This window comes from Dactylosporangium sp. McL0621 (assembly GCF_049995355.1).
Classification (GTDB): Bacteria; Actinomycetota; Actinomycetes; order Mycobacteriales; family Micromonosporaceae; genus Dactylosporangium.
Genome location: NZ_CP188259.1, coordinates 10,968,119 through 10,991,140, shown reverse-complemented (window position 1 = coordinate 10,991,140; position 23,022 = coordinate 10,968,119). Strand labels below are relative to the sequence as shown.

At 72.7% G+C, this 23,022-nt stretch carries 17 protein-coding genes and 1 other RNA gene; 9 read left to right on the top strand and 9 right to left on the bottom strand.

Features of this window, described 5'->3' with window-relative positions:
• The first annotated feature begins 21 nt into the window (after positions 1 to 21).
• The gene (locus ACPPVO_RS51975) at positions 22 to 2,676 is read left to right on the top strand and encodes an Hsp70 family protein (RefSeq protein WP_426506702.1); all 2,655 of its coding nucleotides are present in this window, start codon (positions 22 to 24) and stop codon (positions 2,674 to 2,676) included.
• A gap of 69 nt (positions 2,677 to 2,745) precedes the next feature.
• Here the strand turns inward: ACPPVO_RS51975 and ACPPVO_RS51970 are convergent, their stop codons facing one another.
• From ACPPVO_RS51970 to ACPPVO_RS51950, 5 genes are all read right to left on the bottom strand, one after another.
• Positions 2,746 to 3,177: a DUF3052 domain-containing protein gene (locus ACPPVO_RS51970; protein ID WP_360379081.1), complete on the bottom strand. Its 432-nt coding sequence runs from the start codon at positions 3,175 to 3,177 to the stop codon at positions 2,746 to 2,748.
• Between the two features lie 107 nt (positions 3,178 to 3,284).
• Positions 3,285 to 5,825 (bottom strand): transketolase C-terminal domain-containing protein, encoded by a 2,541-nt coding sequence (locus ACPPVO_RS51965; protein WP_426506700.1) that lies wholly within the window; start codon positions 5,823 to 5,825, stop codon positions 3,285 to 3,287.
• 74 nt (positions 5,826 to 5,899) lie between these two features.
• The gene (locus ACPPVO_RS51960; protein WP_360379075.1) at positions 5,900 to 6,334 is read right to left on the bottom strand and encodes an NUDIX hydrolase; all 435 of its coding nucleotides are present in this window, start codon (positions 6,332 to 6,334) and stop codon (positions 5,900 to 5,902) included.
• Positions 6,335 to 6,346: 12 nt separating this feature from the next.
• On the bottom strand, positions 6,347 to 6,751 hold the full coding sequence (locus tag ACPPVO_RS51955) for a YjbQ family protein (protein WP_426506698.1): 405 nt from the start codon (positions 6,749 to 6,751) through the stop codon (positions 6,347 to 6,349).
• A gap of 19 nt (positions 6,752 to 6,770) precedes the next feature.
• Complete coding sequence (locus tag ACPPVO_RS51950; protein WP_426506696.1) at positions 6,771 to 7,205, bottom strand: hypothetical protein; 435 nt, start codon at positions 7,203 to 7,205, stop codon at positions 6,771 to 6,773.
• Positions 7,206 to 7,480: 275 nt separating this feature from the next.
• Between ACPPVO_RS51950 and aceE the strand changes: the two genes are divergently transcribed.
• Positions 7,481 to 10,237: a pyruvate dehydrogenase (acetyl-transferring), homodimeric type gene (gene aceE / locus ACPPVO_RS51945; RefSeq protein WP_426506694.1), complete on the top strand. Its 2,757-nt coding sequence runs from the start codon at positions 7,481 to 7,483 to the stop codon at positions 10,235 to 10,237.
• Between the two features lie 436 nt (positions 10,238 to 10,673).
• Here aceE and ACPPVO_RS51940 read toward each other — a convergent pair whose 3' ends face one another.
• Positions 10,674 to 11,312 (bottom strand): bifunctional DNA primase/polymerase, encoded by a 639-nt coding sequence (locus ACPPVO_RS51940; protein ID WP_426506693.1) that lies wholly within the window; start codon positions 11,310 to 11,312, stop codon positions 10,674 to 10,676.
• A gap of 193 nt (positions 11,313 to 11,505) precedes the next feature.
• Between ACPPVO_RS51940 and ACPPVO_RS51935 the strand changes: the two genes are divergently transcribed.
• The 5 genes from ACPPVO_RS51935 to ACPPVO_RS51915 are packed head-to-tail and all read left to right on the top strand — an operon-like array spanning position 11,506 to position 15,945.
• Entirely contained in the window at positions 11,506 to 12,738 is a 1,233-nt protein-coding gene (locus ACPPVO_RS51935) for a helix-turn-helix domain-containing protein (protein ID WP_426506692.1), read from the top strand.
• Between the two features lie 21 nt (positions 12,739 to 12,759).
• Positions 12,760 to 13,335 carry a flavoprotein gene (locus ACPPVO_RS51930; RefSeq protein WP_360379059.1) on the top strand — a complete coding sequence of 192 codons (576 nt, stop codon included), beginning with the start codon at positions 12,760 to 12,762 and terminating at the stop codon, positions 13,333 to 13,335.
• A gap of 9 nt (positions 13,336 to 13,344) precedes the next feature.
• Positions 13,345 to 14,151 carry a Nif3-like dinuclear metal center hexameric protein gene (locus ACPPVO_RS51925; RefSeq protein WP_426506689.1) on the top strand — a complete coding sequence of 269 codons (807 nt, stop codon included), beginning with the start codon at positions 13,345 to 13,347 and terminating at the stop codon, positions 14,149 to 14,151.
• Positions 14,148 to 14,888 carry a zinc ribbon domain-containing protein gene (locus ACPPVO_RS51920; RefSeq protein ID WP_426506688.1) on the top strand — a complete coding sequence of 247 codons (741 nt, stop codon included), beginning with the start codon at positions 14,148 to 14,150 and terminating at the stop codon, positions 14,886 to 14,888. Before ACPPVO_RS51925 ends, ACPPVO_RS51920 begins: the two co-directional genes overlap by 4 nt.
• Positions 14,889 to 14,892: 4 nt before the next feature.
• Positions 14,893 to 15,945 carry a histidine phosphatase family protein gene (locus tag ACPPVO_RS51915; RefSeq protein WP_426506686.1) on the top strand — a complete coding sequence of 351 codons (1,053 nt, stop codon included), beginning with the start codon at positions 14,893 to 14,895 and terminating at the stop codon, positions 15,943 to 15,945.
• Positions 15,946 to 15,954: 9 nt separating this feature from the next.
• On the opposite strand, the gene ACPPVO_RS51910 is transcribed toward ACPPVO_RS51915, so the two are convergent.
• Positions 15,955 to 16,713, bottom strand: coding sequence for a sulfite exporter TauE/SafE family protein (locus tag ACPPVO_RS51910; RefSeq protein ID WP_426506684.1), 759 nt, complete (start codon positions 16,711 to 16,713; stop codon positions 15,955 to 15,957).
• 29 nt (positions 16,714 to 16,742) lie between these two features.
• On the opposite strand from ACPPVO_RS51910, the gene rnpB reads away from it, so the two are divergent.
• Both rnpB and ACPPVO_RS51900 read left to right on the top strand, forming a co-directional pair.
• Positions 16,743 to 17,130: RNase P RNA component class A (rnpB, locus tag ACPPVO_RS51905), an RNA gene on the top strand.
• A 216-nt stretch (positions 17,131 to 17,346) separates the two neighbouring features.
• Positions 17,347 to 18,024, top strand: a complete 678-nt coding sequence (locus ACPPVO_RS51900; RefSeq protein WP_426506683.1) for a fascin domain-containing protein — start codon at positions 17,347 to 17,349, stop codon at positions 18,022 to 18,024.
• A 37-nt stretch (positions 18,025 to 18,061) separates the two neighbouring features.
• On the opposite strand, the gene aroA is transcribed toward ACPPVO_RS51900, so the two are convergent.
• The gene (gene aroA, locus ACPPVO_RS51895; RefSeq protein WP_426506681.1) at positions 18,062 to 19,339 is read right to left on the bottom strand and encodes a 3-phosphoshikimate 1-carboxyvinyltransferase; all 1,278 of its coding nucleotides are present in this window, start codon (positions 19,337 to 19,339) and stop codon (positions 18,062 to 18,064) included.
• 578 nt (positions 19,340 to 19,917) lie between these two features.
• Complete coding sequence (locus ACPPVO_RS51890; RefSeq protein ID WP_426506679.1) at positions 19,918 to 22,683, bottom strand: hypothetical protein; 2,766 nt, start codon at positions 22,681 to 22,683, stop codon at positions 19,918 to 19,920.
• Positions 22,684 to 23,022: the final 339 nt, after the last annotated feature.

The window sequence follows — 23,022 nt, the reverse complement described above, 5'->3', positions numbered from 1 at the left end:
CGGGGGCCTACACTCGCCCGCATGGCAGCAGGGCCGCGGCTCGGCATCGACTTCGGGACCTCCCACACCGTCGCGCTCCTGGCGTGGCCGGACGGGAGGGTGCGCCCGTTGCTGTTCGACGGCTCGCCGCTGCTGCCGTCCGCGGTCTACGCCCAGACCGACGGCGCGCTGCTGGTCGGGCGCGACGCGGTGCACGCCGCACGGGTGGACCCGAGCCGCTTCGAGGGTAGCCCCAAGCGGCGCATCGACGACGGCACGGTGCTGCTCGGCGACCGCGAGCTGACCGTGCCCACGCTGATCGGGGCGGTGCTCGGGCACGTCAACTCCGAGGCCGTGCGGGTCGCGGGCGGCCCTGTCGCCGAGCTCACCCTGACGCACCCGGCGGCGTGGGGCGTGTCGCGGCGGCTCGCGCTCGTCGAAGGGGCGAAGCTCGCCGGGCTGCCCCAGCCGGCGCTGATGCCGGAGCCGGTCGCCGCCGCGCATTATTTCGCGGGTGTACTGCAGAAGCCTCTTACGGGCGACCAGGGCCTCCTCGTGTACGACTTCGGGGGTGGCACGTTCGACGCCAGCCTCGTGAGCCGTTCGGGGGAGGGGTTCGACGTCCGCGCCGTCGACGGGATCGACGACCTCGGCGGGCTCGACCTCGACGCCCTCATCGTGGAGCACGCGCGCGGGCAGATCGAGGACGCCGAGGTGTGGGCGCGGCTCGACCACCCGCAGAGCACCGAGGACCGCCGCCACCGCCGCATGCTGTGGGACGACGCGCGCATCGCCAAGGAGATGCTGTCGCGCTCGGCCAGCGCGGCGCTGCACGTGCCGATCGCCGCGGCCGACGTCACGATCACCCGCGAGCAGTTCGAGGACAAGGCCCGGTCCATGCTCGAGCAGACGGTGCGCACCACCGGGGCCGTCATGCGCTGGGCCAACATGGACAAGGACAAGCTCGCCGGGCTGTTCCTGGTCGGCGGGTCGAGCCGGGTGCCGCTCGTCGCCACCCTCCTGCAGCGCGAGCTCGGCCTGGCCCCGACCGTCATCGAGCAGCCCGAGCTCGTCGTCGCCGAGGGCAGCCTGCGCGCCTGGGTCAACCTGGCCCGCCCGGCCGCGCCGGCGAACGGCCAGCCGCAGGCCGCGCCGCCCAACGGCCAGCCGCAGAACGCCCCCACCGGCGGTCCAGTCGCGGCCGCCGCCGGAGCCGCGGGCGTCATGTGGCCCCAGCAGACCGCCCAAGCCGCACAAAACGCCCCTATTGCCCAAGCCGCACAAAACGCCCCGGCCGGCCAAGCCGCCCAAGCGGCCCAGAATGCCCAAGCGGCCCAGAATGCCCAAGCCGCCCAGAATGCCCAGGCCGCTCAGAATGCCCAGGCCGCGCAGTTCGCCCAGCCGGGACAATTCACCCATCCGGGGGGTCAGCAGGCGCAGCCCCCGGTCAGCGGCGTACCCATGAGCGGCGCCCCCGTGAGCCCGGCCGCCTTCCAGCCGGCCCCGGTGAGCGGCGTACCCATGAGCGGCGCCCCGGTGAGCCCGGCCGCCTTCCAGAACTACCCGACCGTCCGGCAGCCCCAGCACCCGGTCAGCGGCGCCCCCGTGAGCCCCGCCGCGTTCCAGCAGCACCCGGGCGCGGCCCCCAACCACGCCGCCGGCAACGAGGCGACCCAGCGACTGCGCCCCATGACCCCGTCGGGCCCGCCGCCGCGCGCGGTGCCGCTGCCCCCGCCCCCGCAGGCGTACGTCTCGCCGGCCGCCCAGCCCGCCGTCTACGCCCCGCCGCCGCGCGAGGAGGCCCCGCCGCCCCCGCCCAGGGGCCGCAACTGGGCCGTCCCGCTGCTGATCGGCATCCTGGTCCTCGCGCTCGGCCTGGCCGGCTACGTGGTGTTCCAGAACCGCGACAAGGGCGACGACCGGGCGTCGAGCGACTCGACGTCCAGCCCGGACCCGGGCTCGTCCGGCGGCGGCGCCGCGACGATCCCGCAGTACAACCGGGAAGACGAACCCAAGTGGGTGCCCAACGGCTGGCGCGACCCGGGCTTCGGCGCGGTCGACACGCTCTGGAAGTCGCAGCAGGAGTCCGAGGGCGGCCGGTGTGACACCGGCAGCGGGCGGCTGCGGGTCACGACGGGCTCGGCCCCGGGGCTGACCGGGTGCACCCTGAAGGCCCCGCTGGACGTGCCCATGACCGACGGCAGCATCGAGGCCAAGGTCAGGCTGGGGGCGGGCTGCGCGGGCATGTGGCTGCGGACCGGCGACTACGGGTACACGCTGGGCCTCTGCGACGACAACTACGTGCGGCTGTACAAGCTGCACAATGACCTGCCGGGCCCGAAGGACCTGCTCAAGGAGTGGGCCATCAAGCCCGCCCCGGGCGAGCCGTTCATGGCGTTCAAGGTCGACGGCGACCAGCTCGACGCCTATGTCAATGGCGTGCGCTTCGGGCCGATCAGCGACGACCAGATTCACCAGGGAAAGGTGAACCTGGGCGCATTCACCCTGACGGGCACCACTGCCGACGCCTCGTTCACCCAGGTGCGGGCCTTCATGCCGGAGGACTGGCAGCCGGGCACCGGGCCGACCGCGACCCGGACGAAGAACCCGCAGCCGTCCACGTCGAGCTCCGGATGGGGCTCCAAGCCCCCGTCGACCCCGGCCTCGAAGAAGGCCACGCCGCTGCCCACGGCGTGACTTCACCCACCGGCGAGAGATGGCCGCGCCGGACGAGACTGGCGCGGCCCGCAGGCCTACTTCACAAGCTCACCGGCGCGAGCGCGCCGCTCGGGGGGCAACCAGCCGGGCCGCGGTCCAGTCCTTGCCCGCGTTGACCGTCGAGGTCTGCTGCAACCCCGCGGTGGGCGCCGACTCGTTGATGTCGCTCGGCTCGACGTGCCCGGGACGGCCGGCCTTCGGCGTCAGCAGCCACACCACGCCGTTGTCCGCCAGCGGGCCGAGGGCGTCGATGAGCGTCTCGACCAGGTCACCGTCTTCGTCGCGCCACCACAGCAGCACCACGTCGACGACCTCGTCGGTTTCCTCGTCAACCAGTTCCCCGCACCGGTCGATCAGGACGTCGCGGAGATCCTGGTCGACGTCGTCGTCGTACCCCATCTCCATAACGACCATGCCCGGTTCAACCCCGAACCGGTCCGCCAGGCTCTTCACCTCGGCCTGACCCGCGGTCGCGTTCACTGTCCACTGCCTCCTGTCGCAACAACCACTGTTAGCGCGTAGTCCACACAGTACGGGCCGTCAACGCAAGTGGCGCACCGATGCGATCGAAAAACTAAAGGTCCAAGTTACCGGGCCAGCAGTGATCTCGCGCCCTGGACGATCTGTTCTTCGGACACCAGTACGTGGTTCGCGGCCGGCCCGAGCGGCACGAACGAGTCCACGGCGGCCACCCGGCGGGCCACCCCGACGTACCCGGCGTCCACGAGCGCGGCGATGACGCCCTCGCCGACCCCGCCCGAGCGGCGCGTCTCGTCGACGACGAGGACGCGGCCGGTGTCGGAGGCGTTCTTGATGATGTCGCCCACCGGCAGGGGTGAGAGCCAGCGCAGGTCGACGACCCGGCAGTGGATGCCCTCCGCGGTGAGCCGGGCGGCGGCGCGCAGGGACAGCCGGACCCCGTTGCCGAAGGTGATGATGGTCAGGTCGTCGTTGGGGCCGTTGCTGTACGCCCGGGCCCGCCCGATCGGCACGTGGATGGCCGGCCACTCGCTGGGCGGGGCGTAGTCCGACAGCCACCAGTTGTCGTCGTCGGTGTGCAGGTCGCGGGTGTGGTACAGCGCGATCGGCTCCAGGAACACGCAGACGCTGCCGTCGACGACCGCGCTGGCCAGGCACGTGCGCAGCATCGCGGCCGCGTCCTCGGCCCGTGCCGGGGCGGCCACCACCAGGCCGGGGATGTCGCGCAGCACGGCCAGGGCGTTGTCGTTGTGGAAGTGCCCGCCGAAGCCGAGCTGGTACGCCAGCCCCGCGACCCGCACCACCATCGGGTTGTGGAAGGCCCCCTGCGAGAAGAACTGCATGGTGGCCGCCTCGCCGCGCAGCTGGTCCTCGGCGTTGTGCAGGTAGGCCAGGTACTGGATCTCGGGCACCGGCAGCATCCCGGCCAGCCCGGCGCCGAGCCCGAGGCCCAGGATGCTGGTCTCGTCCAGCAGGGTGTCGAAGACCCGGGTCGCGCCGAAGCGGTCCCGCAGCCCCTTGGTGACCCCGTAGACGCCGCCCTTGGCCGCCACGTCCTCGCCGAAGACGACCATCTGCGGGTACGCCAGCATCGCGTCGGTCAGCGTCGAGTTGATGGTCTGGGCGAGGGTGAGCGGGCCGGCCTTCTCCGGCAGCTTCCCGCCGAACGCGGCCAGGCGGCTCGCCGGGTGGCCGCTGCCGTTGTTGCGCGGCGTGCCCGAGACCGGCCGGACCGCGGCGGCCGGCGCGGGCGTCCGCTCCGGCTCGGGCCAGTCATCGCTGTCGGCGGCGAAGTCGTCGGCGGTGTGGCCGGCGGTGCCGGAGGAGAAGGTGCCGGCGGTGAAGGTGTCGTCGGAAAACGTGCCGGCGGTGAGGGTGTCGTCGGAAAAGGTGTCGGCGGTGAACTCGAGGTCGTCGTCGAGCTCCCGCCCGGCGTCCCCGTGCGCCTCCTCGAGCCGGTCGTCGGCGCCGAGGTGGGCGGCCGCGTCGGCGACGGCCCGGGAGACCCGCACGGGGCGGCGCGGGGCCAGCGGCGCGGTCACCTCGGACGCGCTGGCCAGCTTCGGCTCGCCGAGCACCTCCTCGGCGACGCGGCGCACCTCCCAGCCGATCTCGTCGTAGCGGGTCATCAGCTCGGCCGGGGTGGCCACGCCCGCCTCGACCAGCATCCGGGCCGTGCGCACCAGCGGGTCGCGGCCCAGCTCGGCGGCGATCTCGACGGGCGAGCGGTAGGCCATCTCCGCGTCGGCGCCGGCGTGGCCCATGAGCCGGATCGTGCTCAGGTGCAGCACGGCCGGGCGGCGGTACCGCCGCACCCACGCCGCCGCTTCCGCCGCCCGGTCGTAGGTCTCGGCCGTGTCGCAGCCGTCGGCCGAGTAGTACCGCAGCCCCGGCCGGCTGCCCAGCGCCGCCGCCACCCAGCCGTCCGGCGTGCGCACGCTGATGCCCAGGCCGTTGTCCTCACAGACGAACAGCAGCGGCAGCTTCAGCCCGATGTGGTCGCACCAGCCGGCGGTGTTGAACGCCGCCGTGGCGGCCGCGTGGTTGATGGAGGCGTCGCCGAAGGAGCACACGACGAGCGCGTCGGCCGGCCAGCCGTGCCCGCCGCCGGGTGGGTCGAGGCGCCGGCCGCGGCCCAGCGCGTACGCCACCCCGACCGCCCGCGGCAGGTGCGAGGCGATCGTCGAGGTGGTCGGCACCACGTGCAGGTCGGCGTGGCCGAACACCTTGTGCCGCCCGCCCGCGATGGGCTCCTTGGCCGAGGCGACGACGCCCCGCAGCACGTCGCGGATCGGGTCGCTGCCGGCCACCTGGGCCGCGCGCATGCAGTAGAACCCGCCGGAGCGGTAGTGCAGCAGCGCCGGGTCGGTCGGGCGCAGCGCCGCGGCCACGGCGGCGTTCCCCTCGTGCCCCGCGGACCCGATGGTGTAGTACCCCGCGTCGAAGCTGCGCAGCCAGCGCGCGGCCAGGTCCAGGTGGCGGCTCGTCGACTGGGCGTCGTAGAGCGCGCGGGCCTGCTCGCCGGTCAGCGCGGTGTCCTCGCGGACGGGCTCGTCGAGGTCGCGCGCGGCGGCCCCGGCCACGAGCCCGGCGAGCTCGGCACGGAACCGCTCGTCGAGATCCTGAGGGGTGGTCACGCTCGACAGCATGGCCGAAAACGGTCATGTGATGCCACCCAAGGCAGGTGTACCCGCAGATTCGGGCCGTCCGGAGGAGTCTCCGGCTACCGCTCGGCCAGCGCCCGGTACTGAGGCGAGGCCAGGAATCCGGGCAGCAGCAGCGCCGCGGTCACGCCCAGGTCACGCGCGAGCGCCTCCTCGGGTGTGAGGAACACCATGGCCTGACCCTCGCCCAGCACCACGTCGTCCTGCCGGGCGTCGGTCGGGCCGCAGAAGACGTGCATCTCGACCTCGCCGTCGGCCGTGGTCACCGAGGGGCGGGTGCGGGTGAGGTACGCCTGGATGGGCCCCGCGTCCAGGCCCGTCTCCTCGAGCACCTCCCGGCGCGCGGCCTCCTCCGGCGACTCCCCCTCCTCGATCTTGCCGCCGGGCATGGCCCACTGGTTCGGCGACACCTTGGCGTGCCGGTCGCGGTGCTGCATGAGCACGCGTCCGTTGGGGTCGACGAGGAACACGACGGCGACTCGGCGCTCGATCACGGGGTCATCCTGTCATCCGCGGACAAAGCTGAGGCGCACCTGCCGTGTGGCGTTGTCGCCGTTCGGGTCGACGAGGCAGATGGACTGCCAGGTGCCCAGCGCGATCCGGCCGTCGACGACCGGCAGCGTGGCGTACGGCGCGACGAACGCCGGCATCACGTGGTCGCGGCCGTGGCCGGGGGAGCCGTGCCGGTGCCGCCACCGGTCGTCGGTCGGCAGCAGGTCGTCCAGGGCCCGCAGCAGGTCGTCGTCGCTGCCCGCGCCGGTCTCGATGACGGCCACGCCGGCGGTCGCGTGCGGGACGAAGACGTGCAGCAGGCCGTCACCCTGGCCGGCGACGAACCGGGCCGCCTCCTCCGTGATGTCCCGCACGACGGGGCTGGAGCCGGTCCGGACCGTGATCACCTCGGTGCGCATCGGCCCAGTGTCCCAGTCCTCAGTCGGAGTCGCTCGAGGAGGACGACCCGGAGTCGCTCGAGGAGGACGACCCGGAGTCGCTCGAGGACGAGGACCCGGAGTCGCCCGACGACGAAGAGCCGGAGTCGCTCCAGGACGACGACCCGGAGTCGCTCCAGGACGAGCCCGAGTCGTGGTGATGGACGGTGTGACCGTGGCTCTGCCACTGGTCGTGCGACGATTCGGAGTAGGACGACGACGGCTGGGTGTACGTGTCCGTCGTCGCCGGCCCGGGCACCCAGTTGGAGTCCAGGGGGCTCGAGCTCCCCCCTGCGCCGCGCACGTCGGTGAGGTTGCGCAGGGCGGGGCGGGCGACCTTGCGCACGACCACCACCACGACCACGATCGCCGTGGTCAGGGCCACGGTGACGATGCCGCAGGGCAGCAGCAGCCACCAGGACGAATTCTCGGACACGGGCGGCACGGTAGCCGATCCGGGCGCCTGGGATACTCGCAATGTCGCGTCTGCGTCAAGAGGGCAGCGGCACAGAAGTTACTCGTCGGTATCGTGGCGAGCGTCGCAGTTGGCGTCCCGTAGGCGTGACGGACCGCGCCGAAGCCAGGCAGGATGGGACATGGGCTCGCACAGTGTCACAAACTTTGGGCCTATGAACCATACGAGCCACACCCCGAGGCCACCCAGACCGGTCGCAGCGCCCTCCGGTCGCTAGCAACCTAGAAGGAACGCCTGTGTCCACCGAACGCAAGCGCCCGGTGATCAGCGACGGCCTACCGAGCCAGCTGCCCGACATCGACCCCGAGGAGACCACCGAGTGGGTCGAGTCGCTGGACGGCGTGATCGACGAGCGCGGCACGAAGCGTGCCCGGTACGTCATGCTGCGCCTGCTGGAGCGCGCCCGCGAACGGCAGGTCGGCGTCCCGCCGCTCACCACCACCGACTACATCAACACCATCGCGCCCGAGCGCGAGCCGTGGTTCCCCGGCAATGAGCACATCGAGCGGCGCATCCGGGCGTACATCCGCTGGAACGCCGCCATGCTGGTGCAGCGCGCCCAGCGGCCCGACGTCGGTGTCGGCGGTCACATCTCCACCTTCGCGAGCGCCGCGAGCCTCTACGAGGTCGGCTTCAACCACTTCTTCCGGGGCAAGGACCACCCGAGCGGCGGCGACCAGGTCTTCTTCCAGGGTCACGCCTCGCCGGGCATGTACGCGCGCGCCTTCCTCGAGGGCCGCCTGAGCGAGCAGCAGCTCGACGGCTTCCGCCAGGAGCTCTCGCACCGCGGGCTCGGCGGCGGCCTGCCCAGCTACCCCCACCCCCGGCTCATGCCGGGCTTCTGGGAGTTCCCGACGGTGTCGATGGGCCTCGGCGGCATCAACGCCATCTACCAGGCGCGCTTCAACCGGTACCTGCACAACCGCGGTTTCAAGGACACGTCCGGCCAGCACGTGTGGGCGTTCCTCGGCGACGGCGAGATGGACGAGCCCGAGTCGATCGGCGCCATCGGCGTCGCGGCCCGCGAGGAGCTCGACAACCTCACCTTCGTGATCAACTGCAACCTGCAGCGCCTCGACGGCCCGGTCCGCGGCAACGGCAAGGTGATGCAGGAGCTGGAGGCGTTCTTCCGCGGCGCCGGCTGGAACGTGATCAAGGTCGTCTGGGGCCGCGAGTGGGACCCGCTGCTGGCCGCCGACACCGACGGCGCGCTGGTGAACCTCATGAACGTCACGCCCGACGGCGACTACCAGACGTACAAGGCCGAGTCCGGCGCCTACGTCCGCGAGCACTTCTTCGGCCGTGACCCGCGCACCCGCAAGATGGTCGAGCACCTCAGCGACGACGAGATCTGGAACCTCAAGCGCGGCGGGCACGACTACCGCAAGCTCTACGCGGCGTACAAGGCGGCCACCGAGCACACCGGGCAGCCGACGGTCATCCTGGCCAAGACCATCAAGGGCTGGACGCTGGGCTCGCACTTCGAGGGTCGCAACGCCACCCACCAGATGAAGAAGCTGACCCTGCAGGACGTCAAGGACTTCCGGGACCGGTTGTACCTCGACATCCCCGACAGCGCGATCGGCGAGAACCCGTACGCGGTGCCGTACTACCGCCCGGACGAGAAGTCCGAGGAGATGGAGTACATGCGCGAGCGCCGCGCCGCCCTCGGCGGCTCGGTGCCCGACCGGCGCACCAAGCACATCCCGCTGCAGCTGCCGGAGAGCTCGGTCTACGGCGACATCAAGCGCGGCTCGGGCAAGCAGAAGGTCGCCACCACGATGGCCTTCGTGCGCATGCTCAAGGACCTCATGCGCGACAAGGGCATGGGCAGGCGCTGGGTGCCCGTCATCCCCGACGAGGCCCGCACCTTCGGCATGGACTCGCTGTTCCCGACCGCGAAGATCTACTCGCCGCACGGGCAGAACTACACCCCGGTCGACCGGGAGCTGTTCCTGTCCTACCGCGAGTCCACCTCGGGCCAGATCCTGCACGAGGGCATCAACGAGGCCGGCTCCGTCGCCTCGTTCACCGCCGCCGCGACCAGCTACGCGACGCACGGCGAGCCGATCATCCCGGTGTACATCTTCTACTCGATGTTCGGCTTCCAGCGCACCGCGGACGGCATCTGGGCCGCGGCCGACCAGATGTCGCGGGGCTTCCTGCTCGGCGCGACGGCGGGCCGCACGACGCTCAACGGCGAGGGCCTGCAGCACGAGGACGGGCACTCGCTGCTCATCGCCGCGACCAACCCGGCCGTCGTCGCCTACGACCCGGCGTTCGCGTTCGAGATCGCGCACATCACCGAGAACGCGGTCAACCGCATGTACGGCGAGGCCCCCGAGGACCTCATCTACTACCTGACCGTCTACAACGAGCCGATCTTCCAGCCGGCCGAGCCCAAGGACGTCGACGTCGACGGGCTGCTGCGCGGCCTGTACCTGTACCAGCCGGCGTCGTCCCTGGAAGGCGCTCCGGAGGGCCCCCGGGCGCAGCTGCTGGCCTCGGGCACGGGCATGCAGTGGGCGCTCAAGGCCCAGAAGCTGCTGGCCGAGGAGTGGGGCGTGGCCGCGGACCTGTGGTCGGCGACGTCCTGGGTCGAGCTGCGCCGCGACGCGGTCCGCGCCGAGGAGCACAACCTGCTCCACCCGGGCGACGAGCCCCAGGTGCCGTACGTGACCCGCGCCCTGCAGGACACGACGGGCCCGGTCATCGCGGTGAGCGACTTCATGCGCGCCGTACCGGACCTGATCGCCCGCTGGGTACCCAACGACTACACCTCGCTCGGCACCGACGGCTTCGGCCTCTCGGACACCCGCCACGCCCTGCGCCGCCACTTCCACGTGGACGCCGAGTCCATCGTGGTGGCGACGCTGAGCCAGCTGGCCCGCCGCGGCGAGGTCCCGGTCACGGCCCCGGCGGAGGCGGCGAAGAAGTACGCGATCGACGACGTGAACGCGGCCCCGGTCGGCGAAACGGGCGGCGACTCATAAGGCGGTGCTCGATGGCGGCCGGGTCTGCGGACCCGGCCGCCTTGTCGTTTCGCGATGTGCACAGAGCGGCATAAGCCGAGATATCCGGCGGGTTCGGCAATGCGACGAAATGCGTTACGCTCGGTGGTCGGCCGGATTCACTGGACCAAGTGTCCGCAGTTCGCGGCGGGTCGTAGTGAGTCAAGACCCGTAACGGACCGAATCGCCTCGGCTCTACGGGTTGATGATGATCAATAGAGTAGATCAATACTCTACTTTGAGTAGGTACCCTACCGATCCTTGAGTACTTCGGAGGGATTACAAGGGTCGACCGTGGGGCCACAGCCCCGTACTTTGGGCACCGGCATGAAATCTGCACGTGAACATTTCCGTGAGAGAGCCGGCTTTGTTGATCTCGACGCAGTTACTCAGGGGCGCGCCGCCCGGTGCGCCGGGGCTAGGCGACCGCGCGCCAGGTGGTGCGGTGGCCGGTCGTGGCGACCGGGGGGCCGGCGCCGATGGCATCGAGCATGAGGGCCTGCACGGCATAGGGCTCGGCGGGCCGCCAGTGGTGCGCCTCCGGGGTCAGCTCCCACCGGACCCGGCCCCCGAACTGCGGGCTCGGCGGCGCCGGCACCCAGGAACCCTGCCCGTGCAGGACGACCCCCGCGTGCGCGGCCAGCTCCGGCAGCACCCCGTGCCCGGGCCGGACCAGGAACATCCAGCGGTCCCCGGGTGCCACCGCCACCGGGCCGCGGGCGGCCACGAAACCGTCGCCCAGCAGCGCGGTCCGGCCGAGGGTGCCGGGCACCTCGAGCACGTCGAAGGCGTGCCCGGTCGGCAGCAGGATCGTGTACGGGTGCTCGCGCCACAGCGCCCGGGCCTGCGCCGCGTCGCCGGTCATCGGGCGTGGCGCCGGGTGGCACGCGACGGTCGGGCAGCCGGGGCGGCCGCAGTCGAAGCGGCGCTGCCGCAGGTGACGGCCGGCGTGCCGGCCCACCAGGTAGGCGCCCGGCCGCACCGGCCAGCCGTGCGCGGCGTAGCGGGCCGCGGCCTTGCCGAGCCGGGACTTACCCCATGTGAGCAACGAGGGCATGACCATCTCCTGCCTGGCGAGATCACTCAAAAGTGCGCACAAGACCACGTCGCGTTACCGGACGCGTTGTGCGTCGTTGGGAATTCCGACGGGGGCTGCAACTTGCACATCGGAACGTATGAGCGAACGACCGGGATGAACCGCACAAATCGTGCGATGTCTACCGGCCGGGTGACCTCCGGAGGTGAGCGACGTGGATGAGTTGCCCATCGGCCGTCGGGTGGCCTACTGGCGGAACCGGCGCAAGATGTCCCAGCAGGTCTTCGCCGACCGGCTCGGCAAGTCCAAGAGCTGGGTCGACAAGGTCGAGCGCGGCGTGCGCCGCCTGGACAAGTTCTCCGTCGTGTACGAGATCGCCGACGTCCTGCAGCTGGACGTGCAGATCCTGCTGGGCCGGGACCCCGAGCGGCGCCCCGACAGCGTCAACTGCGTCGACCAGATCGAGGTCGAGGAGATCCGGGCCGCGCTGGAGCGCTATGACCAGATCAGCGCGTTCTTCTACGCGCCGCCGGAGCCCCCGCCGCTGCCGGAGATGCGCAAGGCGGTGACCCACGCCTGGCTGTCGTACCAGCACGCGAAGTACGGCATGCTGGCCCGCACCCTGCCCCGCCTGCTGCGCGAGGCCCAGGCCGCCGACACCGCCTACAGCGACGGCGCCCAGGCCCCGGAGGCCGCCCACCTGCTCGGGCAGGTGTACCAGATCGCATCGAGCGCCCTGCGCAAGCTCGGCGAGCACGAGCTCTCGTGGCTCGCCGCCGACCGCTCGATCGCCGTGTCCCAGCGCGCCGGCGATCAGCTGCTGGCCGGCACCGCCACCACGCGTGTCGCCTGCGCGCTGCTCTCCCTCGGCCGGGCCCGCCCCGCGCTCGAGATCAACGTCAACATCGCCAACCGGCTCGCCCCGGGTACCGCCGGCAACGACAACACCCCCGAGCGCCTCTCGGTCTACGGCCAGCTGCTGCTGCAGGGCGCGATGGCGGCCGCGCGCATCGGCGACAGCGCGACCGTGCGCGACCTGCTGGCGGGCGCGGAGGAGGCGGCCCGGAGCATGGACGGCGACGCCAACTACTACTGGTCGTGCTTCGGCCCGACGAACGTGAAGCTGCACCGGGCCGCGGCCGCCGTCGAGCTCGGCGAGGGCCGGGTGGCGGTGGAGGTACACCAGTCGCTCGATCCCGACGGGTTCAACGCCCTGCTGCCCGAGCGCCGGGCCCACCACTATCTGGACCAGGCCCGCGCCCAGGCGCTCATCGGCGACATCGACATGGCCAGCGAGATGCTGCTGGAGGGCGACCGGCTCGCCCCGTCGGAGATCCGCTGCCGGCCGCTGGCCCGCGAGGTGCTCAGCGACGTGCTGCGCCGCACGCGGGGGACCCCGTCGGCCCCGGTGGCGGAACTTGCCGAGCACATGAGTGTCGGAGTCTGAGCCACGGGGCAGAATGCCCGCATGTCACGACCCGTTCTGTACGCCGTCGTGTGTGGCTCACCCGCCACCGCCGGCGTTGGCAATCTGGTCGCGCTCGCCCAGGAGCGTGGCTGGGACGTCTGCGTGGTGGCCACGCCCGACGCCCTGAAGTGGCTCGACATCCCCGGCCTCGTCAAGCAGACGGGCCACCCCGTGCGGCACCGGTACAAGTACCCCGGCGACCCCGACATCCTGCCCGCCGCCGAGGCGATGATCGTCGCGCCCGCGACCGTCAACACCGTCAACAAGTGGGCCGCCGGCATCGCCGACACCCTGGCCCTCGGCCTCATCGTCGAGGGCCTCGGGCTGGGGCTGCCGATCGTGGCGGTGCCGTACACCAACCGCGCGATGGCCGCCCACCCCGCCTTCGGCGAGTCGATCGCGCGGCTGCGCTCCTGGGGCATCACCGTGCTCTACGGCGACGACGTGCTCGAGCTGCACCAGCCCGGCATCGGCGAGACGCGCAACGACTTCCCGTGGCGCCTGCCGCTCGACGCGCTGGAGGCCCACCCGTCCGTGCAGGCCCAGCGCATCACGGGCACCGAACCGGTGGACTAACGTTACGCCGTGCTTGTCGCCGAACTCGTCAGACTGCTGGAGCAGCGGTACCCGCCGGAGTGGGCGGAGGACTGGGACCGCGTCGGGTTCGTCCTCGGCGAGCCGGACGCCACCGTGACCCGCGTGCTGCTCGCCGTCGACTGCGACCCCGCCGTCGTCGACGAGGCCGCGCGGGCCGGGGCCGAGTTCGTCTTCACCCATCACCCGCTGCTGCTGCGCGGCGTCTCCAGCGTGGCGCCGACGACGTACAAGGGCCGCATCGTGCACCGGATGATCCGCTCCGGGATCGCGTTGTTCACCGCCCACACCAACGGCGACGTGGCCCGCCCGGGCGTGTCCGATGCGCTGGCGGCGACGCTCGGGCTGCGGGAGGTACACCCGCTGCGGCCGGATCCCCGGGCCCCCGAGCGCGGCCACGGGCGCATCGGCCGGCTCCCCGAGCCGATGACCCTGGCGCAGTTCGGCCGGCATGCGGCGGCGAAACTGCCAGGTGCGGCGGCTTCGGTACGCGTGGCAGGCGACCCGGCCGCCCGGGTGGAGACGGTCGCCGTGTCGGGCGGGGCCGGCGATGCGTTCCTCGCCGACGCCACCCGGGCCGGCGTTGACGCATACTTGACCGCGGATCTGCGCCACCACCCGGCGCAGGAGCACCTCGCGAACGGCGGGCCGGCTCTCGTCGACGTCACGCACTGGGCGTCGGAGCGGCCCTGGCTGGACGACGTCGCGGCTTTCCTGCGCGCGGAGGCCGGCGTGCAGACCATCGTGTCCGATGTGGACACCTCACCCTGGGTCCTGTTGGAGGATAACCACTCGTGAAGGCCGATCCGGAAGCCCAGCGCCGCCTGCTCGATCTGCAGGCGATCGACATCGCGCTGACCCAGCTCGCGCACAAGCGCAAGGCCCTGCCCGAGCACGCCGAGCTCGACTCGCTGGCCCGCGAGCTGTCCACGTTGGAGGATCAGCGGGTCCGCGCCCAGGTGGCCGTCGACGACATCGACCGCGACATCGAGCGGCTGGAGAAGGACACCGAGCAGGTCCGCGCCCGCAAGGACAAGGACCAGTCCCGCCTCGACGCCGGCACCGGCCCCTCCCGCGAGCTGGAGGCGCTGCAGCACGAGATCGCCACGCTCAACCGGCGCCAGTCCGAGCTCGAGGACGCCGAGCTGGAGCTCATGGAGCAGCGCGAGACCGCGCAGTCCACCCTCGACGGGATCGTCGGCCGGCTCGAGACGGCCCGGGCGACCCGCGCCGCGTCCGAGCAGCGCCGCGACGAGGCCCTCGCCGCGATCGCCAAGGACGAGGAGTTCCGCCGGTCCGGCCGCCGCCCGCTCGCCGCCGACCTGCCCGCCGACCTCGTCGGGCTCTACGACAAGATCCGCGAGTCCAGCGGCGGGATCGGCGCGGCGATGCTGCGCCAGGGCCGCTGCGAGGGCTGCCGCATCGAGCTCTCCGGCGGCGACCGGGCCCGGGTCAAGGCCTCCCCGCCCGACGAGGTCGTGCGCTGCGAGGAGTGCCGGCGCATCCTGGTGCGCACCGCCGAGTCGGGGCTGTAGCCGCATGCGGGTGACCGTCGAGGCGGACGGGGGATCGCGCGGCAACCCCGGGCCGGCGGGCTACGGCGCGGTCGTGCGCGACGAGGCCGGCGCGGTGCTCGCCGAGCGCCTCGGGGCGCTGGGGGTGACGACGAACAACGTCGCGGAGTACTCCGGCCTCATCGCCGGGCTCAAGGCCGCCCGCGAGCTCGGCGCCGACGAGGTCGACGTGCGCATGGACTCGAAGCTCGTCATCGAGCAGATGGCCGGGCGCTGGCAGATCAAGCACCCGGGCCTGCGCCCCCTGGCCGACGAGGCGCGCGGGATCGCGCAGGGCTTCGCGCTGGTGCGGTACGCGTGGATCCCCCGTGAACGCAACAAGGACGCCGACCGCCTGGCCAACGCCGCGATGGACGGCAAGGCCGAGGAGCCGGACGCCCCGAAGCGCTCGTGGTCCCCGCCGGCGACCGGATCCCCGCTGCGCATGGTGGTGGTGCGGCACGGCGAGACGTCCTACACGGCCGAGAAGCGCTACTCCGGCCGCGGCGACATCCCGCTGTCCCCGCTGGGCCACCAGCAGGCCGCTCAGGCCGCGGTCCGGGCCCGGGCGCTCGCCCCGGACCTCGCCGCGGTCATCACCTCCCCGCTGAAGCGCTGCCTGGAGACCGCCGCGGCCCTCGGCGACGTGCCGCTCATCGTCGAGGACGACCTCATCGAGTGCGACTTCGGCGAGTGGGAGGGCCTGACCTACGCCGAGGTCCGCGAGCGGTACGGCGCCGAGCAGGACCGCTGGCTCGCCTCCACCGCCGTCCCGCCGCCCGGCGGCGAGTCGTTCCAGCAGGTCGCCATGCGCGTGCGCCGGGCCGTGCGCAGCCTGCAGGACCGCTTCGACGGCCGGCAGATCGCGGTCGTCAGCCACGTGACCCCGATCAAGCTGCTGCTGCGCGACGCGCTGGGCGCGAGCGACTCGTTCCTGTTCCGGCTGTACCTCGACCCGGCCGGCGTCTCGCTCGTGGACTCCTGGCCGGACGGGGGAGTCGCGGTGCGCTCGGTCAACGAGACCGGCCACCTCGCCTAGCTGAGTCGCCTAGGAGAAGGCGCGGTACAGCAGGACGAGCCCCACCACCGTGCCGAACACGACGATGAGGGTCTTGAGCACGGCGCTCGGCAGCCTCCGGGCGAGCCGGGCGCCGCCGTAGCCCCCGACCAGCGCGGCCGGCGCGACCACGGCCACGTCGGCCCAGTCGACCGGCCCGAACAGCGCGAACGCGACCACCCCGACGAGCCCGCCGACGGCCGAGATGACGTTCTTCAGGGCGCTGATGCGGGCCATCGTCTCGTCCAGCACCAGCCCGAGCGCGGCGACGAGCATGACGCCGAGGGCGGCCCCGAAGTACCCGCCGTAGAGCGACCCGGCGAACACCATCGCGTGCAGGCTCAGCGTGCGGCGCCGCCCGGACAGCTCCCGCGGGTGCCCGACGAGCCGGCGCAGCCGGTCCTGGAAGGCCAGCACCGCGGTCGCCCCGAGCACCAGGAACGGCACCACGTAGTCGAAGGCCGCGGCCGGCGTGAGCAGCAGCAACGCGCACCCGAGCGCCGCCGCGACGACCGACGTGGGTATCAGCCGCGGCAGGTGCTCGAGCGTCAGGTCGGTGCGGCTGCCGTAGACGGCCGCGACGTACCCTGGAAACACCGATGTGGTGTTCGTCACGTTCGCGGCCACGGGCGGCAGCCCCGTCGCGATCAGGGCCGGAAACGTGATCAGCGACCCGCCGCCGGCGATCGCGTTGACCGTGCCGGCGGCGAGCCCGGCCGCGGCCAGCAGTGCGATGTCGGCGAGTTCCATGGTCTGACTACCATAGTCAGCACGACGGACGAGTCGACCGGGCGGCCGCGTCGGTGCTCCGGCACCGCCGAGGAACGTCCGGGCTCCACAGGGCAGGGTGGTTGTTAACGGCAACCCGGGGCGACCCGCGGGACAGTGCCACAGAGAGCAGACCGCCAGCGCGAGCTGGTAAGGGTGAAACGGTGGGGTAAGAGCCCACCAGCGCCCCGGGTGACCGGGGCGGCTAGGTAAACCCCACCCGGAGCAAGGTCAAAAGGGCCGGCGCCCACGGGAACCGGCCTGCGCAGGCGTTCGAGGGCGGCCCGCCCGAGCCTGCGGGTAGACCGCTGGAGCCTGCCGGCGACGGCAGGCCGAGATGGATGGCCGTCCACCGCCGAGAGGCGGGGACAGAACCCGGCGTACAGGTCGACTCGTCCGTCGCCTTGTGTATTCGGGCGTGAACTTTTCAGCCCGTTTTCAGCAGTTTTCACAGCGCAGGCCGGGGGTCGCGAACGCGCTGCGTTACAACGGCCAAGGGGCGCTGAAAGAAGCTTTAAGATCGGCTTTGGCGCCTTGACCCCTTTCGATGGGGTGGCCGAGCATTTCCCGCGGTACGGCCGGACGAAGCGGCCGTCGGCGTGAACGGAGTGCCCGGTGCGGCGCAAGAGCATTCTCGTGTTGGTGGCCACCGCGGTCGTGGCGGTGGTCGTGACCCCCCTTGCGCTCGCGCGCGCCGGTGAAAGCGACCCCGGGCACCCCAGCGCCCAGGGCAGCGCCGGCGCGCCCCCGGCCGGGTTGTCGCCGGGCCACATCGACATGACGGGCGCGACGCCGCTGACCCGCGACGGCGAGCAGCAGCTCGGCTTCGAGGGCACGGGCGTGCCGGGGCTGGCCAGCTGCCGCGAGTACAAAATCCTCAGTCTCGCCGCCAACCGGTACATCGCGGAGGAGCAGGGGTACACCGGCGCCAGCCACAACATGCTCCGCGCGCGCACCGCGCCCGGGACGACCGGCAGCTGGGAGGTCTTCGAGATCTGCTCCGACGACGGCGGGCACACGGTGTTCCTGCAGGCCCCGTCCGGGTACCTGGTCACGGCCGAGTACGGGTACACCGGCAAGAACCTGGGCATGCTGCGCGGCCGCGGCGAGTGGGCCGACATCTGGGAGACCTTCGACGTCTGGACCGACGGCGGCAAGTACTACCTGCGCAACGCCTCGCGCGGCACGTACTTCACCTGCCGCCTCGACTACACCGGCCAGTACTACGAGGAGATGAAGGCGACCGGCGCCGCGCCCGGGGCGTGGGAGGCGCTCTGGTTCGACGGCCAGTGAACTGCTCAGGTCCGGCCCCGCCTGCGAGCGGCGCTAGCTATCGCAGGCGGGCCAGGTCCTCGAAGTACGTCGGATAGGTCTTCGAGACACACCGCGGGTGCTTGATGCGTACGCCGGGCACGCGCAGCCCGAGCAGGGCCAGGCTCATCGCCATGCGGTGGTCGTCGTACGTCTCGAAGTCCGCCGGCGCGATCGCCCCCGGCCGCACGGTGAACCCGTCGACGTCCTCGGTGGCGTCGAGGCCCGCGCGGCGCAGCTCGGTCACGATCGCCGCGATCCGGTCGGTCTCCTTGCGGCGGATGAAGTCGATGCCGGTGACGACCGTGGGGGAGTCCGCGAACGCGGCCACGGCCGCGAGGGTCTGCGCGGTGTCGGAGATGTCGGCCATGTCGACCTCGATGCCGTGCAGCTCGCCGGTGCCCGTCACCGTGATGCGGTGCGCGTCCCGCTCGACCCGCGCGCCCATCCGCTCCAGCAGGTCCGCGAAGCGCACGTCGCCCTGCAGGCTGCCGGTGCCGAGGCCCTCGACGCTCACCCGCCCGCCGGTGATGGCGGCCGCGGCGAGCAGGTAGGAGGCGGCGCTCGCGTCGGGCTCGATGTCGTACTCCGTGGCCCGGTACGCCTGCGGGCGCACGGTCAGGCCGTCCACCTGGACGCCGAACGCGGCCATCACGGCGGTGGTCGACTCGACGTACGGCACGGAGACCAGCGGCGAGGTGAGCTCCACGGTGAGCCCGTCGGCCATCAGCGGCCCGGCCATCAGCAGTCCGGAGAGGTACTGGCTGGAGATGTGCCCCGGCACCGCCACCTTGCCGCCGGCCAACGGCCCGGTCGCGGCGACGGGCAGGTAGCCGGGGCGGTCGAGGTCCTCGATCGTCGCGCCGAGCTCGCGCAGGGCGTCCACGAGCGGGCCGAACGGCCGCGCCCGCAGCTGCGGGTCGCCGTCGACGATGCCGCGCGCCGGGCGCAGGGCCGCCGCCGGCAGGATGAAGCGCCCCGTCGTGCCGGACTGGCGGGCGTCGATGCGCACCTCACCGGTCGCGGTGCGCGGGTCGATGCCGTCGACGAGCACGGTCTGCGCCGCCTCGTCGACGGTGACGGCGGCGCCCAGCGCGCGGACGGCGCCGAGCATCGCGTGCGTGTCGTTGGCGAAGAGCATCCCGGTCAGCGTGCTGCGCCCGGGGGCGAGGGCGGCGCAGATGAGCGCCCGGTTGGTGATGCTCTTCGAGCCGGGCGGGCGCAGGGTCACGTCGGGCGGGCCGGTCAGCGGCGTGACGGCGAGGACGTCCGGGAGGTCATCGGCATGGAGGCTCACGCAGCAAGTGTCCCGCAGGGGGCCGGGAGCCTGATTCGGTACCCCGTCATCTTGCACTTCCTTTCAAGGCCGGCCGGGTCCGTTCCGGACCCCGTCCACCGTGGACGATCCCCCCGGGCCGCCCTCGTTCGTCTCCAAACGAGGATCCGAGGGTCGACCGGACGACTCGAATGTGTTTCCTCCGTTCGGCTCACCCGCGGGTGAGAGTTGCCACAGCCGCGAACGGCAAATCCCACTGTCGTTCGGGATTTGAAGACCTCGCCATGATCGCCGAACCGTTGTGCGGCAATGCATTCCGGCCCGCGCCATTCCCGGTGTCGGGCGCCGATGTGCCGGTCGAGCGTGTCCACGACCCTTGTCAGGCGGTTGCGTCTACTGTGGAATCTCAACAAGCTATTTGCCGGTTTCGGTGGCGCATGTTTCATTTGCGGTGCACAGTGATGTCATGAGCAGCAGCGGTGCTGAGCGGTACTACTGGTGCCTTTCTCACCAACGGGTCGAGTCCGAGGCCGACATGTGCCCGGGAAGGGAGCGGCTCGGCCCCTTCGACTCGGCGGCGGCGGCCGAACAGGCCCTCGCTACAGTCCAGGAACGCAACGAGGCGTGGGACGCCGAAGACGAACGGTGGGAAGGCAAGCACTAGCAAAGCGCCGGAGCCCGGAGCGACCGCGAACCGCCCGGACATACCGGCTCCCCGAGAACCCGACCACCCGCACAACCCAACCGCGAAAATCCCGCAGGACGCGGGAGAACTCCTCCAGGAGGACCACGATGGCCGCAGCTAAGAAGGCCACCACGAGATCGGCCGCAACGCGCGCGGCCGAGACGACCGCGACGGCCTCGGCCGCCGCGACGACCGGGCAGGCCCCCGCCAGGGCCCGCAAGACGGTCGCGGCCGGCTCCCCCCGCCGCACCGCGACCGCGGCCGTGACGCCGGCCGCCGCGACCGAGACGGCGACGACCGCCGCCAAGTCGCGCGCGACCCGGTCCACGCCGGCCGCTTCGGCGGCTCGCAAGTCCACCACCGCGGCCCCGGCTTCGGCGGCTCGCAAGACCGCCGCGTCGAAGGCGACCACCCCGGCGGCGCGTTCGACCACGGCGTCGAAGGCGGCGGCCCCGGCGGCCGCTCGCAAGACGGCGGCGTCGAAGGCGGCCACCCCGGCGGCCGCTCGTACGACCGCGGCGTCGAAGGCGGCCGCTCCGGCGGCGCGCAAGACGGCGGCGGCGGCGAAGTCGGCGGCTCCGGCGGCGCGCAAGACGGCGGCGTCGAAGGCGGCCGCTCCGGCGGCGCGCAAGACGGCGGCGGCGGCGAAGTCGGCGGCTCCGGCGGCGCGGAAGACGACCGCGACGAAGGCGGCCGGTCCGGCGGCGAAGTCGACCACGGCGGCGAAGAAGACCACCGCGGCCACCAAGTCGACGGCGGCGAAGAAGACGACCACGGCGAAGGCGACCCCGGCCGCCAAGTCGACGGCGGCGAAGAAGACCGCCACGGCGAAGGCGACCCCGGCCGCGAAGTCGACGGCGGCGAAGTCGACGGCGGCGAAGTCGACGGCGGCGAAGAAGACCACCGCGGCCAAGTCGACCCCGGCGAAGACGGCGACCAAGGCGACGGCGAAGGCGACCCCGGCGGCGAAGTCGACGGCCGCGAAGGCGACCGCGGCGAAGTCGACCGCGGCGAAGAAGGCCCCGGCCAAGACGGCGGCGAAGTCCACGGCGTCGAAGGCGGCCCCGGCGAAGGCCGCCACCAAGTCGACCGCGGCGAAGTCGACGGCGGCCAAGGCCACCGCGGCGAAGTCGACGGCGGCGAAGTCCACCGCGGCGAAGAAGACCGCGACGGCGAAGGCGACCCCGGCGAAGGCCGCGACGAAGGCGACCGCGACGAAGGCCGCCACCAAGTCGACGGCCGCGAAGTCGACGGCCGCGAAGTCGACGGCCGCGAAGAAGACGGCCCCGGCCAAGACGGCGGCGAAGTCCACGGCGTCGAAGGCGGCCCCGGCGAAGGCCGCCGCGAAGTCGACGGCCGCGAAGTCGACGGCCGCCAAGTCCACCGCGGCGAAGAAGACCGCGACGGCGAAGGCGACCCCGGCGAAGGCCGCGACGAAGACGGCCCCGGCGAAGGCCGCCACCAAGTCGACGGCCGCGAAGTCGACCGCCGCCAAGTCCACGGCGGCCAAGAAGACGGCCCCCGCGAAGACCACCGCGAAGGCGACCCCGGCGAAGTCGGCCGCGAAGGCGACGAAGGCCGCCACGAAGTCGACGGCCACCAAGGCCACCACGGCCAAGGCGACCCCGGCGAAGTCCGCGGCGAAGTCGACGGCGGCCGCCAAGTCGGCGCCGGCCCGGCCCACGGCCACGAAGTCGACGGCCGCCAAGTCGGCGCCGGCGAAGTCCACGGCCACCAAGTCGACCGCCGCGAAGTCGGCGCCGGCGAAGACCACGGCCGCCAAGTCGACCGCGGCCAAGGCCACCACGGCGAAGGCCACCCCGGCCAAGGCGGCGGCGACGAAGACCACGACCGCCAAGGCGACGGCCCCGGCCGCCGCCGCGAAGTCGACGGCCCCGGCCGCGGCGAAGTCGACGGCCCCGGCCGCCGCGAAGTCGACGGCGGCGAAGAAGACCGCGGCGCCGCGCAAGGCCCCGGCGAAGAAGGCCGCGACCCCGGAGACCACGTCTCCCGCCGCGCCGACCTCGTCCGAGCCGGCGACGCCCGCGGCCGTGGTGTCCGAGGGCGGCCTGACGCCCGAGGCGACCTCGGCGGGCGACACCGACCCGTCGTCGGCCCTGGCGTCGGAGGCCATTCCGGGCCGCGAGAACGGCAACAACCCGGAAGAGGCCGCGAGCATGACGGCGGAGGACTGGGCGACCCTCGCCCGCCCGTAACGCAGCACCGAGAACGGCCGGCCCACCGAACACGGGGCCGGCCGTTCCGCGTTCGGCGGCCTTTCCGTGTCGGCTGTCAGGACGACCCGGCTCGCCCGTCCCGCGGCCGAGCCGCACTCGCGCACCGTCCGGAAGAACGGCCCGTTCACCCGTCCGCCGAGCGTCCTCTCCCCATCGGCTGTCAGGACGACCCGGCTCGCCCGTCCCGCGGCCGAGCCGCACTCGCGCACCGTCCGGAAGAACGGCCCGTTCACCCGTCCGCCGAGCGTCCTCTCCCCATCGGCTGTCAGGACGACCCGGCTCGCCCGTCCCGCGGCCGAGCCGCACTCGCGCACCGTCCGGAAGAACGGCCCGTTCACCCGTCCGCCGAGCGTCCTCTCCCTATCGGCTGTCAGGACGACCCGGCTCGCCCGTCCCGCGGCCGAGCCGCACTCGCGCACCGTCCGGAAGAACGGCCCGTTCACCCGTCCGCCGAGCGGCCTCTCCCCCTCGGCTGTCAGGACGACCCGGCTCGCCCGTCCCGCGGCCGAGCGACATCTCGGCATCGCCCGGTAGAACGGCCCGCTCACCCGTCCGCCGAGCGGCCTTTCCCCGATCGACCCGGCTCGCTCGTCCGGCACTCTCGCACCGGGCGGAAGAACGGTCCGCTCACCCGTCCGCGGCTGAGCGGCCTTTCCGCATCGCGCCGGAAGAACGCCCGCCTCGCCCGTCTCGGTCCACGGGCGGGAACGACACCGAGCCTTCCGCGTTCGGCGGCGTCTCACATCGGCCGGAAGAACGACCGCCCCGCCCGTCCCGCGGCC

What these genes read in the sequence shown, in the direction of transcription:
- ACPPVO_RS51975 (WP_426506702.1), top strand. Translation starts at nt 22, where the DNA reads ATGGCAGCAGGGCCGCGGCTCGGCATCGACTTCGGGACCTCCCACACC.
- ACPPVO_RS51965 (WP_426506700.1), bottom strand. Translation starts at nt 5,825, where the DNA reads ATGCTGTCGAGCGTGACCACCCCTCAGGATCTCGACGAGCGGTTCCGT.
- ACPPVO_RS51955 (WP_426506698.1), bottom strand. Translation starts at nt 6,751, where the DNA reads ATGCGCACCGAGGTGATCACGGTCCGGACCGGCTCCAGCCCCGTCGTG.
- ACPPVO_RS51940 (WP_426506693.1), bottom strand. Translation starts at nt 11,312, where the DNA reads ATGCCCTCGTTGCTCACATGGGGTAAGTCCCGGCTCGGCAAGGCCGCG.
- ACPPVO_RS51930 (WP_360379059.1), top strand. Translation starts at nt 12,760, where the DNA reads ATGTCACGACCCGTTCTGTACGCCGTCGTGTGTGGCTCACCCGCCACC.
- ACPPVO_RS51915 (WP_426506686.1), top strand. Translation starts at nt 14,893, where the DNA reads ATGCGGGTGACCGTCGAGGCGGACGGGGGATCGCGCGGCAACCCCGGG.
- ACPPVO_RS51910 (WP_426506684.1), bottom strand. Translation starts at nt 16,713, where the DNA reads ATGGAACTCGCCGACATCGCACTGCTGGCCGCGGCCGGGCTCGCCGCC.